Source organism: Aquitalea magnusonii (genome assembly GCF_003202035.1).
GTDB lineage: Bacteria > Pseudomonadota > Gammaproteobacteria > Burkholderiales > Chromobacteriaceae > Aquitalea > Aquitalea magnusonii.
Genome location: NZ_QJKC01000022.1, coordinates 1 through 17,359 on the forward strand (window position 1 = coordinate 1; position 17,359 = coordinate 17,359).

A 17,359-nucleotide genomic window follows, 5' to 3' on the forward strand; every position below is an offset into this window, starting at 1 on the left:
GGCCGACCACGGGAAAGACATTGGCCAGGATAAAGACCAGCAGTCCGGCCAGCACCAGTGGCAGGGAGGTGGCGGGGGGATAGCCGGGGCGGGGCCGCAGCTGGCAGCCGCAGCGGCAGCAGCAGACGGCTTGCCCGGCCGCGGCGGGGGCGGTCTGCAGCAGGTCGCATTCGTGGCAGGCCAGTGCGCTGTGAGCGGGCTGCTGGTTCATCGGTCTTGCTCCCGTGCTACCTGCTGTTCTGCCACGATGGCGGCATGCAACAGGTCAAACGCGGCGCTGGATACCTTGAACATGCCCTGATAGGGATGGGTCAGCTCCAGAATGAGAAAATTGGCGCTGGCAATGGCGATGGCACCCAGGAACAGGAAAAATATTTCAAAAGCACTGCCACTGCCGAAAATGCCATAAAGGAAAAACAGCAGGCAGGCCCAGCCAAACACGATGACCAGCAAGAGCGACGGCACCTGATTGGACAGGCTGCGGATGATGTTGGTCTGGATGGCGACAAACTGGTTGGAGAACTGGCGCATGGCATTGATGTCGTCGCGGCTGACATGGTCGATGGCCTGAAAGGTATTGTTGATGTTGACCATGGCCGCGATGTCGTCATTCAGGAAGTGGTAGTTGACATCCTGTTGCCGCTGTCTGGATTTTTCCGGCCAGTAGCGGCCCAGCACGCGGTCGATGGTGGCCAGCAGCTGCGGCCGCAATGAGGCGGATTGCTGCGGATACAGCTTCAGCAGCAGGTCGATATTGGCGGCCGCGGTGGCCATGGCATTGAAATCGGCCTGATGGTTGTTGAAGGTGGTGTAGGACGAAGAAATGAGCAGACCCAGCACAATGGCAAACAGGGTGCCGATCAGCGAGGAGATCAGCTTGATCAGCTCGCCGGAATGGCTGACATAAACCGGGAACCCGTCATGAATGGCTTCCCCGGCCATGGCGCAGGCAAAGGCGGCAATGGCCACCAGTCCGCAACGAAGAAATATGTTCATCACACCGGTTTCCTGTGCCGATTGAGCGGATGGCGGGCGCTCATCCGGGTTGTCCGCCGTGGCGGCCGGGCTGGAATGGGGCGGGTATGGCCCGGGACAAGGGATGGTTGAGGCAATTTCAATACTGGCATGGGCTGCAGGCCGCTTCAAGTAGGCTCATTGCCGCAAACCGCGACGGCATGGCGGAGGAAATCGGCGGCAGCCAGTGGCTTGCCGAAAAAATAGCCTTGCAGGAGGTCAACTCTTGACGCTGTCAGCAGGCTGGCCTGTGCGGCGGTTTCCACGCCTTCGGCCACCGTCTTCAGGCGCAGGGTGCGCGCCAGGGAAATGATGGTGCGGACAATGGCGGCGGCACAGTCATCGCCGGCGATGTCGGTGATGAAGGAGCGGTCTATTTTCAGGGTGTCGAGCGGCAATTGGCGCAACAGGCTGAAGGATGAAAAGCCGGTGCCGAAGTCGTCCAGCGAAATGGCCACGCCCAAGGCCCGCAGCGCCGCCAGTTGCCTGGCTGCAAACAGCGGATTGCGCATCACGGCGGATTCGGTCAGTTCGATCACCAGCCGGGTGGGGTCGACCCCACTTGCATGCAGTGCTGCCTGGATGCGGCCGAGCAGGGTGATGTCATGCAAATCGCAGGCCGACAGATTGATGGCCATCTTGATGTCCAGCCCGGCATGCTGCCATTTTTTCAATTCAGCCAGCGCATGGTGGATGACCCAGGTGCTGAGGCCGGCTATCAGACCATTGTGTTCGGCAATGGGAATGAACTCGGCCGGGGATACCTCGCCCAGCACCGGGTCATGCCAGCGCAGCAGGGCCTCGGCCGCCTGGAGCCGGCCATCGCCGGCACGGACTTCTGCCTGGAAATATAGCGACAGCCCTCCCTGTTCCAGCGCGCTGTGCAGGCGCGCACCCAGCTGATAGCGGCGTTCGATCTGCCGGGCCTGTGCGGCGGTAAAGTGGCAGATGCCCTTGCCGTGTTGCAGGCTGCTCTGGGCCGCCGCGTAACCGGCGCGGATCAGCCCTTCTGCCGTGCCCGGGCAATCGCTGCTGCGGACAATGCCGATGGCCGTGGTCAGATGCAGCATGTCGACCTGCCAGGGCAGCGGGCGGGTGATGCAGTTTTTCAGCCGGATGGCCAGCCGTTGCGGCTCGGCATCGAATACCAGCGCCAGATAAATCCCGCCATGAATCCGCGCCACCACATCATCGTGTCCGATGGTGTTGCGGATGCGTTCGGCCATGCTGCGCAGGGCAAACAGGGCCGCTGCCAGGCCGTGGTATTCGCCGATCTCGTCGATGCCGCCGATTTCCAGAAACAGCAGGCTGCAAGGTATGCCGGCCTGCAGGCTGGCATCGATGCGTTGCACCAGAAAGTCCAGATTGGGCAGGCCGGTTTGCGGGTCGTGGCTCAGGTGATAGTCGAGAACGGCCCTGAGCTGCGGGCAGGGGGGCTGCGCCGGTAGCCGGTTCAGCAGGGCCGCGACATCGCCGAGCGGCGGCAAGCCGCAGGGTGTGGGTGCCATGTCCTGTACATGATTGCTGGGCATGATGGGCTCCGCTTACCGGGACGACACGAAGCGACTGCTCATCTGGTAGAGCTCCCTGGCGGTGCTGCCCAGGCGGTCGGCGGCATGTTGTATCGAGGTGATGCTGTTACTGTTCTGTTCCACCAGCTGATTGATGGTGTGGATGTTGCGGCTGGCCTCGCTGCTGGCCTGCGCCTGTTGCTGCAACATGCTGGCGATATCGCTGGAAGAAGACTCGATTTCAGCACCGGCGCGCTTGATGTTCTCGTAAATGAGCTTGCTGGCGCCAAGCATGTCGTTGCTGTGGTCGACCTCGTCGGCGGCGATGGTGATGGCGCTGAGGGTTTGTTGCGTGCAGCTGCCGATGCGCTGGATGGTATGGGTGATTTCCTCGGTGCTGCCGCTGGTGCGTTCGGCCAGCTTGCGTACTTCATCGGCCACCACGGCAAAGCCACGGCCGGATTCGCCGGCCCGTGCCGCTTCGATGGCGGCATTCAGCGCCAGCAGATTGGTCTGTTCGGCAATGCCCTGGATGATTTCCGCCAGCTTGCGGATGCCGTTGGTTTCGGCATCCAGCTCGGACACCAGGGTTTTGGCCGTCTGCATGCGCTTGACCACACCCTGCGCCGCCTGCTGCGCGGCCACGATCTGGCCGACTCCTTCACTGACCCGTTCCGCCGCGGTGGCAGCCGTGGCGGCATTCTGGCTGGTGGCGGCGGCAATGCTGTGGATGGCGGCCGTCATCTGGCCGAGGGTGGTGCTCATCTGGCGCACGCAGTCCACACCCTGCTGGATATGCCGGCTGGCCACCTGCGACTGGGCGTTGAGTGCGCCCGACTGGCTGTCGATTTCGTCGGCAATGCCCATCATGTCGGCGAACATGGCACGCAGATTGAACTTCATCGACTGGATGCCCAGCAGCTGGCGCGAGAATTCGCCGGCGGCGCTGGTTTCCAGCTCGAAACCAAGGTCGCCGCCGCTGATTTTCCTGATGGCCTGGACCGACCATTCCAGCGGCTGGCGGATGCCGTGCCAGGTCCAGAACGCCAGCGCCCCGGCGCAGATCAGGCCGGTGCCGCCGGCCAGCCACGACTGCGGCCCCGGCAGGTTGGCGGCAGCCAGCAGGCAGGCGGCCGGCAGCGTGGCCAGCAGCATGATTCTGGCCGACAGCGCGGTGCGGGCCGGGTAGCGGGTGGCCGGAAAAGGCCGCTGCTGCCGGTTGACGGCGCGGTACAAGGCGTCCGCAGCCTCGATCTGCCCGGCCGTGGGCCGGCTGCGTACCGAGATATAGCCGGTTTTGCGCTGTTTTTCGAAGCAGGGCGACACATAGGCGTGCACCCAGTAATGATCGCCGTTCTTGGACCGGTTCTTGACCATGCCCTGCCAGGGCAGGTCGGCCGCCAGTGTGCGCCACATGTCGGCGAAGGCTGCGGCCGGCATGTCGGGATGGCGCACAATATTGTGTGGCTGGCCTAGCAGCTCGGCCCGGCTGTAACCGCTGATTTCGATAAAGGCCGGATTGGCGTGCAGGATGTTGCCGCGGGTGTCGGTCATGCTGACCAGCGGCTTGGCGGGGTCGACCTGCAACTCGCGCCCGCTTGTCGGCTGCGTGCTATGCATCATGTGCTTTCTGCTTGCTTGTCAATGGCCGTGCCGGCCGTGACGGTGTTCAATGGACATGGCTGGTATCGGCCATATGGGTGGGGCGGGGTGCCAGCCAGACCACGCAGGCGGCGACCACGAAGGACAGGCCGCTGATCATGAACAGCGTATTGGTCGACAGCATGATGCTTTGGGCATCGACCAGGCTGTTGAGCAGGTGGCGTGCCGGCTCCGTGCCGAAAGCCGTGCTCATCTGCTGCATGGCTTCGCCGCCGGAGTCGGTCAGCCCGCTGAGAATGTCGTGGTAGTACTTGGCCTTGTCGTCCCAGGCGGTGGTGACCAGCGAGGTGGCGATGGCACCCGACATGGTGCGCAGGAAATTCATCAGCCCGGCGGCCGAGGCCATTTCCACCTCGTCCACGCTGGACATGGCCAGGCCGATCAGCGGGATGAAAAAGAAGGGCATGCCCAGCCCCTGGAAGAACAGGGGGACGGCAACCTGCCAGAAGCCGACATCGGTGGTGTTGAAGCTGCGGAACAGGGTGACGCCACCCAGCCACATCACCCCGATGAATACCAGCCGGCGCGGGTCGGTGCGGGTGGTGAGATGGGCCACCAGCGGTGCGGCCAGTACCGACAGCACCCCGCTGAGCGCCTGGGCGATGCCGGCATCGGTGGCGGTATAGCCCATATAGCTTTGCAGCCATTGCGGGGTGAGCACGGTGGAGCCGAAAAAGGAGCCGAAAGCCAGTGCGATGGTCAGCACGCTGACCCAGTAGCCGCGGTGGCGGAATACCCGCAGATTGACCACCGGATTGTGTTCGGTCAGCTCCCAGATCAGGAAGGCCAGGAAGCCCACCACACTGATGATGGCCAGGCTGACGATTTCCGTCGAAGAGAACCAGTCCAGATCCTTGCCTTCGTCCAGCATGATCTGCAGCGCGGCCACCCACACGATCAGCAGCAGCAGGCCGATGATGTCGATGCGCAGCTGCAGGCGCATGCTCTCCTGGTTTTTGAGCAGCTGCCAGCCCAGATAGCCGCAGGTCAGCGCGATGGGCACATTGATATAGAAGATCCACGGCCAGCTGACCTGGTCGCACAGCACCCCGCCCAGCACCGGCCCCAGCACCGGCGCCACCAGCGTGGTCATGCTCCACAGGCCGATGGCAATGCTGGCTTTTTCCCTGGGAAAGATCTGCTGCAGCAGTGTTTGCGACATCGGCATCAGCGGGCCGCCAGCCAGGCCTTGCAGCACGCGGAACAGCAGCAGGGTTTCCAGCGAGTGCGACAGGCCGCACAGCAGGGAAAACAGGCCGAACAGCAGCATCGAGGTGATAAAAAGACGCACCGTGCCAAAACGGGCGGCCAGCCAGCCGGTCAGCGGTACGGTAATGGCCTCGGCCACGGCATACGAGGTGATGACATAGGTGCCCTGATTGGCCGCCACGCCCAGCCCGCCGGCAATATTGGGGACCGAGACATTGGCAATGGTGGTGTCGAGCACGGCGATGAAATTACCGGCAGACAGCGCAAGCGCCGCCAGCCACAGCGTGGCACCGGTCAGCGGTGCGGCGGGTGAGGAGGGGTGGGACATGGCCGTTTCCTCAGTGCGAGCGGGTGTCGATGGTGGCGTTCATCGACAGGCCCACCGACAGCGGATGGGCGCGCAGCTCGGCCGGGTCCAGTGCGATGCGTACCGGCAGGCGCTGCACCACCTTGATCCAGTTGCCGGTGGCGTTCTGCGCCGGAATCACGGCAAAGGACGAGCCGGAACCGCCGGCAAGCCCGACCACCTTGCCGTGGTATTCCACGCTGTCGCCGTACAGGTCGGCGGTGAGCTTGACCGGCTGCCCGAGGCGCACCTTTTCCAGCTGCACTTCCTTGAAGTTGGCGTCCACATGGGCCTGTTGCAGCGGTGCAATCGACAGCAGCGGCGCGCCGGCCTGCACCCGCTGGCCCAGTTGCACCTGGCGCTTGGCCACCGTGCCGTCCAGCGGCGCGCGGATGATGGTGCGCTCCAGGTCCAGCCTGGCCTGGTCGCGTCGGGCGCGTGCCAGCAGCACTTCCGGATTGGTGGCCACCGTGCTGTCGGCCGTCAGTGCCTGATTGTTTTTCAGCGCGCCCAGCGCGGCGCGGTAATTGGCTTCACTCTGGCGCGCACCGGCTTCGGCGGCGTGGAAGGCGGCTTCGGCCACGGCCAGCGCATTGCCGGCATTGCTCAGTTCTTCGCCGGATACCGAGCCATTGCGCGCCAGGGCCTGACGGCGGCTGTAATCAAGGCGGCTACGCTCCAGATCGGATCTGGCCGATACCAGCTGTGCCGCGGCACGGGCCTGCTCGGCCAGACGCGACTGCACCTGGGCTGTCAGGCTTTCGTCATTGGCAAAATACCCCTGCACCCGGCGCTGGGCACGCGCCAGATCGGCCTCGGCCTGGGCCAGCGCCAGCCGGGCATCCTTGTCATCCAGCTGCAGCAGCACATCGCCCTTTTTCACGCGCTGGGTGTCCACCACCGTCACGCTGCGCACCGTGCCCGACACCTCCGGCGTGACCTGGGCAATTTCGGTGGCGACATAGGCATTGTCGGTACTGACATAGTGGGAGGCGACCAGCGCCCAGTAACTGCCATAGCCCAGTGCGGCCACGGCAATGGCGCTGCCCAGCAGCAGAAACAGTTTCTTGCGTTGTGCCGGTGCGGCGGGAGTGGCCGCGGTGGCGGCCGGCAGGGTGTCGGTATGTGCACTCATGATGATTTCCTTGATGGTTTCCGTGCCGGGTTTCAGCTGTGTTCGGCCTGGTAGCCGCCGCCCAGCGCCTTGATCAGGCTGATGTCCTGCACCAGCCGCTGGCTTTGCAGGTCGACCAGAATGCGGCGCGCATTGATCACGCTGTCTTCTGCGTTCAATACCTGGAGATAGTTGGCCAGGCCGCCCTGATAGCGCTCGCTGGCCACGCGATAGGCCTGTTCGGCCGCCTGCAGCGACTCGCTGCGCTGCAGCAACTGTGGTGCCAGCATGTGGTGCTGCGTGATGGCGTCTGCCACTTCGTGCAGGGCCTGGATCAGGGTCTGGTTGTAGCTGGCCACGGCCATGTCGTACTCGCTGCGCGCCGTGCGATAGCCGCCTTCCAGCTGGCCGCCACGGAAGATGGGCAGGTCGATGGCCGGGCCGATGCCGGCAATGCCGGAGCCGCTTCTGGTCAGCAGATCCAGGCTGCCCAGTGCTTGCCCGCCGACAAAGGCCGTGAGATTGACATTGGGATAAAAGCCGGCATGTGCCACATCGATGCGGCGGGCGGCGGCTTCGGCGCGCCAGCGCGCGGCCTGCAGATCAGGACGGTGTGCCAGTAGTTCGGCCGGCACGCTGGCAGGCAGCCCCTGCAGGCGACTCAGCGCGACGACGGGGCGGCCGATTTGCAGGCCGCGGTCCGGACCGCTGCCGCTGAGCGCGGCCAGGGCATTGCGCTGCAGGGCGATGGCCTGGCCGGCGGCGGTGAGCTCGGCTTCTGCCGCCGCGCGCCGCGATTGCGCCTGGCTGACGCTGGCCATGGTTTCCAGTCCTTGCTGCTGACGGTCGCCCAGCAGTTTTTCGCTATGCAGGCGTACCGCCACCGCCTGGGCCGAGCAGTCTTGTACGGCGTATAAACGTGCCAGCTCGGCATAGGCCGCGGCCATCGAACTGGTCAGCAGCAGCCGGCTTTGCGCGGCTTCGCTTTGCGCGGCCGCCAGTTCCGAGGTGGCTGCCGCCACGGCGGCGCGGTTCTTGCCCCAGAAATCGATTTCGTAGCTGAAATCCAGCGTTGCACGGCTGGCATTGTTGAAGCCCGGCGGCACCAGCGCCTTGGGCACGCCATTGTTGTAACTCTGCTTCATGCGCGACAGGCTGCTGTCCATTTCCAGCGCCGGCAGCAGGCTGGCACCTGCCTGCTGGGCATAGCCTTCGGCCCTGAGGATGCGCGCACGCGCCATGGCCAGGTCAGGAGAGTTTGCCAGTGCCTCGGCCATCAGCCGGTTTAGCTGGGCATCGCCATAGCTGGTCCACCATTGCGGTTCTGCCCAGCTGGCGGCATTGCCGGCCAGGCTGTGCGTGCTTTGCAGCTGCGTGCTGCCGTGCAGCGACGGCAGCGGCCCCAGATCGGGAACGCTGGCGCAGCCGGCCAGGCCGCAGCCAGCTGCCAGTAGCAGGCTGCAATACACTGCGCCGCTCCTTGCATGCCAGAGGAAGGTGTGCACGATTTTCTCCATAACTGAACTGTATGGTAAGTTTATAGCAATGATGCGCCAGATGTGTCAATATAAATTTACTGTACGGTAAAGTTAACGGAGGGGTAATGAGAGTGAAAACTGAAGATCGGCGTCTGGCCATCCTGGCTGCAGCCACGGAGGTATTCCGGGCACGTGGTTACAAGGCGGCATCCATGGCGGAGATCGCGGAACGCACGGGTGGCTCCAAGGCAACGCTGTACAGCTATTTTTCTTCCAAGGACGAGCTGTTTCGCGAGGTCATGAAAACCCAGGCGGAAGACCGGATGATGGGAGCGTTTGGCAGCCTGGCCCCGGGGGCTGATCTGGCCGGCACCTTGCAGCGCTTTGGCGAGCACTATCTCGATACCATACTGAGCCGCGATCTGTTGATCATGCGTAGCATCGTGATGGGGGAAGGGCCGCGCTCCAGTATGGGCCGGATGTTTTTCGACAACGGCCCGGCCGAGGGGTGGGGGCAGTTGGCGCGCTTTCTGGAAGGTCAGATGCAGGCCGGCCAGCTGGCCAGCCGCTCGCCCTGGCGGGCGGCACTGCAACTGATCAGCTTGCTGGAGGCCGACTATGTGGAGTTTTTCATGACCGGGCTGGTGGACAAACCCGGACCGGAGCGCATTGCCGAATCAGTGGCGGCGGCGCTGGCCGTTTATCTGCATGGCTATGGCGTGGATGCGGCAGGGATGACGAGCAGCAGCAGGGAGCCGCTGTCGTGACTGCTCCGCTGCCTGTGGATGGTCGGTGGGCAGGGTGGGCAAGGGCTGCCGCCGCTGTGCCGGGCGGCAGCCGGGGGCTGTGGCTTCAGAGCAGCGTCAGCGTCACATCGATATTGTTGCGGGTGGCATTGGAATAGGGGCAGACGATGTGGGCTTGCTCCACCAGCGCTTGCGCTTGTGCGCGCGGCAGGCCGGGCAGGCTGATCTGCAGCTCGGCTTCGATGCCGAAGCCGCTGGCAATGGGGCCGATGCCTACGCTGCCGGTAATGCTGGCGTCGGCAGGCAGGGCGATTTTTTCTCTGGCGGCGACAAATTTCAGTGCGCCCAGAAAGCAGGCCGAGTAACCGGCGGCGAACAGTTGCTCGGGATTGGTGCCGCTACCGCCGGCGCCGCCCAGCTCGCGCGGGGTGGACAGCTGCACGCGCAGGGCGCCGTCCGAAGATTCGGCGTGGCCTTCGCGGCCACCGCTGGCAGTGGCTTGGGCGCGGTACAGGACTTTTTCGATGGACATGGTGAGCTCCTTGGTGGAAAGCAGCGGCTTGCTGCGGGGTATGGCGCTCACTGTACGCCTTGATTCAGGACTTTTTGTGGCATAAAGTCCTGAAAATTTGATTTTACGTACTGATTTGCTGAGGGCCGGCTGCCCATGCTGGTGATGTGCCACCGTGCAGACAGCAAAACGCCCCGGCGGACCGGGGCGTGTTTGGAGTGGCTACTGCTGAGAGCCGCTAACAAAACCTCGTAAAGCACCCGGGCCAAGGCGCGCCACCGCCGACCGTACATAGCGTACGGCAAGGCGGTGCAACGCTGGAGCGGGGTTTTGTGAGCGGGTTTTAGTGCTGTTGGCGGTTGGCTTCCATCACCGTCAGTGCCGCCATATTGATGATGCGGCGCACGGTGGAGCTGGAGGTGAGGATGTTGACCGGTGCATTGACACCCAGCAGGAAGGGGCCGACGGCGACATTGCTGCCGGCGGCGGTCTTCAGCAGGTTGTAGGCGATATTGCCGGCATCGACATTGGGGCAGACCAGCAGATTGGCCGCGCCCTTCAGTTGCGACATCGGCAGGATGTCCATGCGCAGCGCCTCGTCCAGTGCGCAGTCGCCGTGCATTTCGCCATCGATTTCCAGCTCAGGCGCTTGCTGGCGTACCAGTTCCAGCACGCGGCGCATCTTGCTGCCGGAGGCGGAACTGCCGGAGCCGAAGTTGGAGCGCGACAGCAGCGCGGCCTTGGGCTTCATGTGCAGCAGGGCCATTTCCTCGGCGGCGGCAATGGTGAATTCGGCAATCTGCTCGGCGGTGGGGTCGTCGTTGACGTGGGTATCCACCAGCGCCACCGTCTGTTTTTCCAGCAGCAGGATGTTCATGGCGGCGTAGGTATCCGAGCCGGCCTTCTTGCCGATCACCTGATCGATATAGCGCAGGTGGTCGTGATAGCTGCCCACGGTGCCGCAGATCATGCCGTCGGCGTCGCCCAGACGCACCATCATCGCGCCAATCAGGGTCAGGCGGCGGCGCATTTCCACGCGGGCCATTTCCTTGGTCACGCCATCGCGGCACATCAGCTCCCAGTAGCTGGTCCAGTACTGGTGGAAGCGTTCGTCGTATTCCGGGTTGGTGACTTCCACGTCCTCGCCCAGGCGCAGGCGCAGGCCAAACTTTTCAATCCGCGCCAGCAGCACTTCCGGGCGGCCCACCAGGATGGGACGGGCCAGCTTTTCATCCACGATCACCTGCACCGCACGCAGCACGCGCTCGTCTTCGCCTTCGGTAAATACGATGCGGGTCCTGCCGCCTTCGCGCACCAGTTTTTTGGCGGCGGCAAACAGGGGCTTCATGAAGCTGCCGGAGTGGTAGACAAACTGTTGCAGCTGCTCGGTATAGGCGTCGAGGTTGGCAATCGGCCGGGTGGCCACACCGCTGTCCATGGCCGCCTTGGCCACGGCCGGGGCGATGCGCACGATCAGCCGCGGGTCGAAGGGCTTGGGAATCAGGTATTGCGGGCCGAAGGACAGGTCGTAACTGCCATAGGCGGCCGCCACCACTTCGTTCTGTTCTTCCTCGGCCAGCCCGGCAATGGCGTACACCGCGGCCACTTCCATTTCACGGGTGATGGTGGTGGCGCCCACATCCAGCGCACCGCGGAAGATGTAGGGGAAGCACAGCACATTGTTGACCTGGTTGGGGTAGTCGGAGCGGCCGGTGGCCATCACCACGTCGTCGCGTACCGCGTGGGCTACTTCCGGCAGGATTTCCGGGGCCGGGTTGGCCAGTGCCAGGATCAGCGGGCGGGCGGCCATCTGCGCCACCATCTCGCCCTTGAGCACGCCGCCGGCGGACAGACCGAGGAAAACATCGGCCCCGGCAATCACTTCGCTGAGGGTGCGGGCATCAGTCGGCTGGGCAAAGCGCGCCTTGGCCGGGTCCATCAGCACGGTGCGGCCCTGATAGACCACGCCTTCGATATCGGTGACCCAGATGTTTTCCAGCGGCAGGCCCAGATGCACCATCAGGTCCAGGCAGGTGAGGGCGGCGGCACCGGCACCGGAAGTCACTACCTTCACTTGGCGGATATCCTTGCCCACTACCTTGAGGCCGTTGATGAAGGCGGCGGCCACGGTGATGGCGGTGCCGTGCTGGTCGTCATGGAAGACCGGAATCTTCATCCGTTCGCGCAGCTTGCGTTCCACTTCAAAACATTCCGGCGCCTTGATGTCTTCCAGATTGATGCCGCCAAAAGTGGCTTCCAGGCTGGCGATGATGTCCACCAGCTTGTCCGGGTCGGTTTCGTTGATTTCGATGTCGAACACGTCGACACCGGCAAATTTCTTGAACAGCACCGCCTTGCCTTCCATCACCGGCTTGGAGGCCAGCGCGCCGATATTGCCCAGGCCCAGCACCGCGGTGCCGTTGGTGATGACGCCCACCAGATTGGAACGGGCGGTAAAGCGGCTGGCATTGAGCGGATCGGCGACGATTTCTTCGCAGGCGGCAGCCACACCAGGGGTGTAGGCCAGCGCCAGATCGCGCTGGGTCACCAGCGGCTTGCTGGCATTGACGGCGATTTTGCCCGGAGTGGGGAATTCGTGGTAATCCAGTGCTGCCTGACGGTCGGTCGTATCCATGGTGTCGCTCCTGATGTGGGCTTGGTCGCAGTGCCAAGGCCATCGCTATGCCGTGTTGGCTGCCGGCAGGGCAGCCGCTTTGTCTCCTGTCAGGCCACCTGCAAGGAGGCGGATGACTGGATTAGCGGCAAGTCTAGCGAAATAACATAAGGTAAATATTTTGATTTACTATCGAGCCATACTATTTACCTGATGATCTGAGCCGCCATGGCCGAAATCAATGCCGACGAGATCCTGCGCCGCCTGTCTGCCCGGCTGAAAATGCGCCACCTGATCCTGCTGCTGAATATCCAGCAGCATGGCTCGCTGACGCGGGTGGCCGAGCAGATGGCCAGCAGCCAGCCGGCCATCACCAATGCCCTGTCCGAGCTGGAAGGCATGTTTGGCGGTGCGCTGTTTGACCGCTCCAGCCGCGGCATGGCCCCCACCGCGCTGGGCAAGCTGGTGCTGGCCCGCGCCCAGGCCATGCTGCACGATCTGGACCACCTGGTGCGCGACATGGCCACCGCCGCGGCCGGCTATAGCGCCCACCTGCACGTTGGCGTCATTCCCTTTATTCCGGGGCGGCTGCTGTCGGCCGCCATCGCCCGCACCCTGCCGGAAGGCCAGGGCGGCATGACGGTGACCCTGCATGAGGGCACCAGCGACCAGCTCTTGCCACGGCTGCAGGATCACAGCCTGGACATCGTCATCGGCCGCGCCTCGTCGGCGGTGGATCTGCAACAGCTGGAGTTCGAAGTGCTGTACCGGCAACAGCCGCGGCTGATCGCCAGCCGGCGGCTGGCGGCGCAGCTGGGACGGGTGCGGCTGGACTGGACCCGCCTGGTGGAACTGGACTGGATTCTGGGGGCGCCCCATACGCCGATGCGCGAGCAGGTGACCGATATCTTTCTGGCGGCCGGCATTGCCCCGCCAGTGCCCATTGTGGAGAGTTATTCGTCCAAGCTGATCGGCGAGATGATTGTCGCCAGCGAACGGGCGGTGTCCATCGTGCCGGCGGATATTGCCGAAGAGCTGGTGCGCACGGCCGGCCTGTCCATCGTGCCCTATTCATTCGACTGGACGCTGCCGCCGATTGCCATGTTTACCCGTGCCGGCGGTGCGCGGCATACCGTGGCGCTGTTCTGCGCCGCCTTGCGCGGCTTGTGTCAGGAGGGCTGAGCCTCAGCATTGCCGTGGCCCGTTCAGTCCGGCGCTGGCCCGGCTTCCAGCGGCAATGCCAGTTGCTTGGTGGTCGCCGGCCTGGCGCTGCCGCCGGCACGCGGCAGCTGCTTGCGCGAGCCATGTTTTTGCAGGACGGCCTGCTTGCCGGCGCGTACCGCCTGTTCATTGCGGCGGGCGTGCAGGCGCTGGCGGGCCTGCCGGGTGGCGCTTTCCAGCTCCACCAGTGGTTGCACCAGCGCATATTCCCCCAGCAGCCCGTGCTGGCGGCACAGATCGTCCGGCATTTTCCATGGCTGGAACAGCCAGCTGTCCGGCACCCGGCGCATGGCCGGCAGCCATTGCCGCACAAAGCGCCCCTGTGGATCGTGGTCCATGGCCTGCTTGACCGGGTTGTAGACGCGGGTGGTATTGATGCCGGTGGTGCCGGCCTGCATCTGCAGCTGGCTCCAGTGAATGCCCGGCTCGTAATCGAGAAAACAGCGCGCCAGCCATAAGCCCACCGGCCGCCAGTGCAGCCAGAGCGGATAGGCCGCCACCGAAACCAGCATGGCGCGCATGCGGAAATTCAGCCAGCCGGTGTGACGCAGCATGGCCACGCAGGCATCCACCAGCGGCCAGCCGGTTCGGCCATCCATCAGCGCCTGCAAGCGTGCGGCATCGACTTCCTCTTCGCGCAGCCCATCGTAGCCGCTGTGCATATTGCGCCATTCGATGGCGGGTTCGGACTCCAGCTTCTGCATGAAATGGCAGTGCCAGTGCAGGCGGCTGATGAAGGCTTGCAGCCCTTGGCGCTGGCGCGTGTTGTCTGCCGGTAATTGCGTCAGCCGGCGGCGGGTGCTCTGCACGATTTCACGCAGGCTGAGGCAGCCCATGGCCAGAAAGGGCGACAGCCGCGAACAGGCCGTTGGTGCGGACAGCGGCGAGGAGATACCGCCGCGGTAGTGGGCGCTGCGCGTGGCGAGAAAATCCTGCAACACGGCAATGGCGCGGCGGCGGCCGCCACGCTGGCGTTGTGGCGGGTCGAAAGGGTGGATGCCCAGCTGGGCCGCGGTGGGGGGGCGGTCGTCCGGCAGCGGGGCTGGCCAGCCCTGCATGACGGGCACGGGCAGGCAGGGGGCGCTGACCAGCTGTTCCCAGCGCGCCGCCCAGCCGTCGCGCGCGGCGAGGCGGCGGATGACGCCGTTCTGGCAGAATTCCTGCCAGGGCAGGCCATGGCTGCGGCACCAGCGGGCGACGGCCAGATCACGCTGAAAGGTGAAGTGATTGCCGGTTTCCTCATGCGCATACAGCGCGTGGAAGGGGCTGGCCTGATACAGCTGCTCCAGCACGGCGCAGGCCTCGCCCACTTTCACCAGCAGTGTCATGCCGCGCTGCTGTAGCGATTGGCGCAGGTCGTGCAGGCATTCCAGCAAAAAGTGGTAATGCTGGCTGGACAGGTCGGGCTGCAGCCATAGCTGTGGCTCGATGATGTACAGGCACAGCAGCGGTCCCTGGGCGCTGGCGGCACACAGCGCCGCATGGTCGTGCAGGCGCAGGTCGCGCTTGAACCAGACCACACCGTAACTCATGGCCGGGCGCTCCCGATTACCGCAGGCTGAAGCGGTCGGCTCAATGCCAGCCCTGCCGCCAGAGGGTGGCATCGGTCAGCGTTTGCCAGGCGATGATGCGGCTGTGCCGGCTGTATACCGCTTCCAGTTCCACCTCGCGGATGGCTTGGGCCGGGTCTTCCGGCTCGATCAGCCGCACCACGATAAAGTGTTTTTCCTTGTTGCGCGGCTGCACGGCCGTCCACTTGCTCAGCAGCAGCTTGCGCGGGTTGAGTCGCATCGTCATGGCTTGTTTACCTTGATTAGCCTTACTGGCTGGCCGTGCTTTGCTTCACCCAGATCAGGCTGGCGGTATCAAAGCCCAGGCTGGCGGCCTGACGCAGCAGCTGCTGGGTCACGGTTTGCGGCAGCTGCTTGTCGCGCGCCAGTATCCACAGATAGTCGCGGTCGTTACCGGCCACCATGGCCCATTGATAGTCCGGGTCCAGCGCCACCACATGGTAGCCGCCGTAGAAGGGGCCGAAGAAAGACACTTTCAGGGACGCCACATGGCTGTCGCCATTGAACAGCGCGCGGCCCTGTGCCTCTTTCCAGCTGGCGCTGGCCTGGTCGTAGCCGCGGTTGACCACCTTGATGCTGCCATCGGCATTGAGCGAGTAGGTGGCGCTGACCTGGCTCAGGCCACGTTCGAAGCGGTTGTCCAGCCGGGCGATTTCATGCCACTGGCCGCTATAGCGCGTCAGCTCGAAGCCGCTTACCGGCTGGATGCCCGGTGGCGGCAGGGTGGAGCAGGCGGCCAGCAGCAGGGTGCTGGCCAGCAGCAGGATCAGGGAGAGGGAATATCGTTTCATGGTGTGGCTTCCTTGTGGTGTCGGGCTTACAGGGTGTCCAGCCGCTGGCGGATGGCATGGGCGGTCGTGGTAATGGCGGCGCTTTCCGCCGCATCCATCTGCTGCAACTGGCGGTAAACCAGCGCCAGTCTGGGATTGCTACCCAGCGTGGCGGCATTGCGCTGGAAAAAGTCCCAGTACAGGGCGTTGAACGGGCAGGCGTCATCGCCGTGGCGCTGTTCGCGCCGGTAGCGGCAGTCGCCGCAATAATTGCTCATGCGCTGCAGATAGGCGCTGCCGGAAACATAAGGCTTGCTGGCCAGCAGGCCGCCGTCGGCAAACTGGCTCATGCCCAGGGTATTGGGTAGTTCCACCCATTCGAAGGCATCGATGTAAATGCCCAGATACCATTCATGCAGGGCCTGGGGCGACAGCCCGGCCAGCAGGGCGAAATTGCCGATGACCATCAGCCGCTGGATGTGGTGGGCATAGGCATCGCGCAGCGACTGGCCGATGGCCTGGGCCAGGCAGTGCATGCCGGTGTCGCCGTTCCAGAACCAGTGCGGCAGCGGCCGCTGGTGGTCGAAGTGATTGCTGCTGGCATAGCCGGGCATGCGCGCCCAGTACACGCCGCGCACATATTCGCGCCAGCCCAGTATCTGGCGGATGAAGCCTTCCGCTGCGGCCAGCGGCACCTTGCCCTCTTGCCAGGCGGCCACGGCGGCGTCTATCACTTCCCGCGGCGACAGCATCTTGGTGTTGAGGGCGAAGGACAGCAGGGAATGAAACAGCCGCGGCTGTGCGCTGTGCATGGCGTCCTGATAGTCGCCGAAGCAGGGCAGGCCATGCTGGATGAAATGCTGCAGCAAGGCCAGGGCCTCCTCGCGGTGCAGCGGCCAGCGCAGTTGTGCGGCACAGGGCTGACCCAGCGCCGCCACGCCGGCATCCTGCAGCATCTGCCACAGCGCGCTGTGATCGTGGCTGGGGCGTGCATCGGCCAGCGGTGCGGGGCTGCCGCGCCACGGCTTGCGATTGTCCTGGTCGAAATTCCATTTGCCGCCGACCGGGCCGCCACGCTCATCCAGCAGCACGCCATATTGCTTGCGCATGTGGCGGTAGAAGGTTTCCATGCGCCAGCTGGCCTTGCCGGCAAACAGCTGGCTGGCGGCCAGCCGAGGGGCCAGAAAGTGTTCGCTGTCCACGGCCTGGCAAACCACGGTCTGCCGGGCTGCCCAGGCTTGCAGCTGCTGGTCCAGCCGCCACTCGTCCGGCCATTGCCAGCTGAAATGGCTGGCGGCGTAGTGCTGTAGCAGGGCATCCAGATTGGCTTCCAGCGTGCCGCGATTGGACGGATGGTCGAGTGCGACATAACGCACGCGATGGCCGGCGGCTTTCAGGCGGGCGGCGAAGTGGCGCATGGCAGCCAGCACCGCCAGCAGCTTTTGCGCATGATGGCGCACGTAGTCGGTTTCCTGGCGCAATTCCAGCAGCAGGTAAACCACATGGTCATCGACGCGGGAAAACCAGCTGTGCCGGGGATTGAGCTGGTCGCCCAGAATCAGTCGCAGCGTAGTCATGGACGGCTCCGCCGG

15 protein-coding genes are annotated in these 17,359 nt (G+C 64.3%); 2 read left to right on the forward strand and 13 right to left on the reverse strand.

Going from position 1 to position 17,359, the window contains the following annotated elements; genetic code table 11:
• The 7 genes from DFR38_RS18005 to DFR38_RS18035 all read right to left on the reverse strand — a co-directional run.
• Nucleotides 1–211 (reverse strand): paraquat-inducible protein A (locus tag DFR38_RS18005; protein WP_425320065.1); only part of this gene is annotated, 211 nt, incomplete at its 3' end.
• On the reverse strand, nucleotides 208–996 hold the full coding sequence (locus DFR38_RS18010) for a bestrophin-like domain (RefSeq protein ID WP_059287522.1): 789 nt from the start codon (nucleotides 994–996) through the stop codon (nucleotides 208–210). The genes DFR38_RS18005 and DFR38_RS18010, both read right to left, overlap by 4 nt.
• Nucleotides 997–1,142: 146 nt before the next feature.
• Nucleotides 1,143–2,546 (reverse strand): putative bifunctional diguanylate cyclase/phosphodiesterase, encoded by a 1,404-nt coding sequence (locus DFR38_RS18015; protein ID WP_110313719.1) that lies wholly within the window; start codon nucleotides 2,544–2,546, stop codon nucleotides 1,143–1,145.
• Between the two features lie 12 nt (nucleotides 2,547–2,558).
• Nucleotides 2,559–4,148: a methyl-accepting chemotaxis protein gene (locus DFR38_RS18020; RefSeq protein WP_110313720.1), complete on the reverse strand. Its 1,590-nt coding sequence runs from the start codon at nucleotides 4,146–4,148 to the stop codon at nucleotides 2,559–2,561.
• Between the two features lie 46 nt (nucleotides 4,149–4,194).
• Nucleotides 4,195–5,724 carry a DHA2 family efflux MFS transporter permease subunit gene (locus DFR38_RS18025; protein WP_059287217.1) on the reverse strand — a complete coding sequence of 510 codons (1,530 nt, stop codon included), beginning with the start codon at nucleotides 5,722–5,724 and terminating at the stop codon, nucleotides 4,195–4,197.
• Nucleotides 5,725–5,734: 10 nt separating this feature from the next.
• A complete protein-coding gene (locus DFR38_RS18030; RefSeq protein WP_110313721.1) occupies nucleotides 5,735–6,877 on the reverse strand; it encodes an HlyD family secretion protein in 1,143 nt (380 codons plus the stop codon).
• Between the two features lie 32 nt (nucleotides 6,878–6,909).
• A complete protein-coding gene (locus DFR38_RS18035) occupies nucleotides 6,910–8,361 on the reverse strand; it encodes an efflux transporter outer membrane subunit (protein WP_244909917.1) in 1,452 nt (483 codons plus the stop codon).
• A 98-nt stretch (nucleotides 8,362–8,459) separates the two neighbouring features.
• On the opposite strand from DFR38_RS18035, the gene DFR38_RS18040 reads away from it, so the two are divergent.
• A complete protein-coding gene (locus tag DFR38_RS18040) occupies nucleotides 8,460–9,101 on the forward strand; it encodes a TetR/AcrR family transcriptional regulator (RefSeq protein WP_110313723.1) in 642 nt (213 codons plus the stop codon).
• A gap of 85 nt (nucleotides 9,102–9,186) precedes the next feature.
• Here DFR38_RS18040 and DFR38_RS18045 read toward each other — a convergent pair whose 3' ends face one another.
• Nucleotides 9,187–9,612: an organic hydroperoxide resistance protein gene (locus DFR38_RS18045; RefSeq protein WP_059287342.1), complete on the reverse strand. Its 426-nt coding sequence runs from the start codon at nucleotides 9,610–9,612 to the stop codon at nucleotides 9,187–9,189.
• Between the two features lie 322 nt (nucleotides 9,613–9,934).
• Nucleotides 9,935–12,226 carry an NADP-dependent malic enzyme gene (locus DFR38_RS18050; protein ID WP_059287340.1) on the reverse strand — a complete coding sequence of 764 codons (2,292 nt, stop codon included), beginning with the start codon at nucleotides 12,224–12,226 and terminating at the stop codon, nucleotides 9,935–9,937.
• 207 nt (nucleotides 12,227–12,433) lie between these two features.
• On the opposite strand from DFR38_RS18050, the gene DFR38_RS18055 reads away from it, so the two are divergent.
• A complete protein-coding gene (locus tag DFR38_RS18055) occupies nucleotides 12,434–13,387 on the forward strand; it encodes a LysR substrate-binding domain-containing protein (protein WP_059287341.1) in 954 nt (317 codons plus the stop codon).
• Between the two features lie 23 nt (nucleotides 13,388–13,410).
• Here the strand turns inward: DFR38_RS18055 and DFR38_RS18060 are convergent, their stop codons facing one another.
• The 4 genes from DFR38_RS18060 to DFR38_RS18075 are packed head-to-tail and all read right to left on the reverse strand — an operon-like array spanning nucleotide 13,411 to nucleotide 17,344.
• Entirely contained in the window at nucleotides 13,411–14,958 is a 1,548-nt protein-coding gene (locus DFR38_RS18060; protein ID WP_110313724.1) for an FAD-binding domain-containing protein, read from the reverse strand.
• A 40-nt stretch (nucleotides 14,959–14,998) separates the two neighbouring features.
• Nucleotides 14,999–15,223: a TIGR02450 family Trp-rich protein gene (locus tag DFR38_RS18065; protein WP_059287406.1), complete on the reverse strand. Its 225-nt coding sequence runs from the start codon at nucleotides 15,221–15,223 to the stop codon at nucleotides 14,999–15,001.
• A 22-nt stretch (nucleotides 15,224–15,245) separates the two neighbouring features.
• The gene (locus tag DFR38_RS18070; protein WP_059287407.1) at nucleotides 15,246–15,788 is read right to left on the reverse strand and encodes a lipocalin family protein; all 543 of its coding nucleotides are present in this window, start codon (nucleotides 15,786–15,788) and stop codon (nucleotides 15,246–15,248) included.
• A 26-nt stretch (nucleotides 15,789–15,814) separates the two neighbouring features.
• Nucleotides 15,815–17,344, reverse strand: coding sequence for a cryptochrome/photolyase family protein (locus tag DFR38_RS18075; RefSeq protein ID WP_110313725.1), 1,530 nt, complete (start codon nucleotides 17,342–17,344; stop codon nucleotides 15,815–15,817).
• Nucleotides 17,345–17,359: the final 15 nt, after the last annotated feature.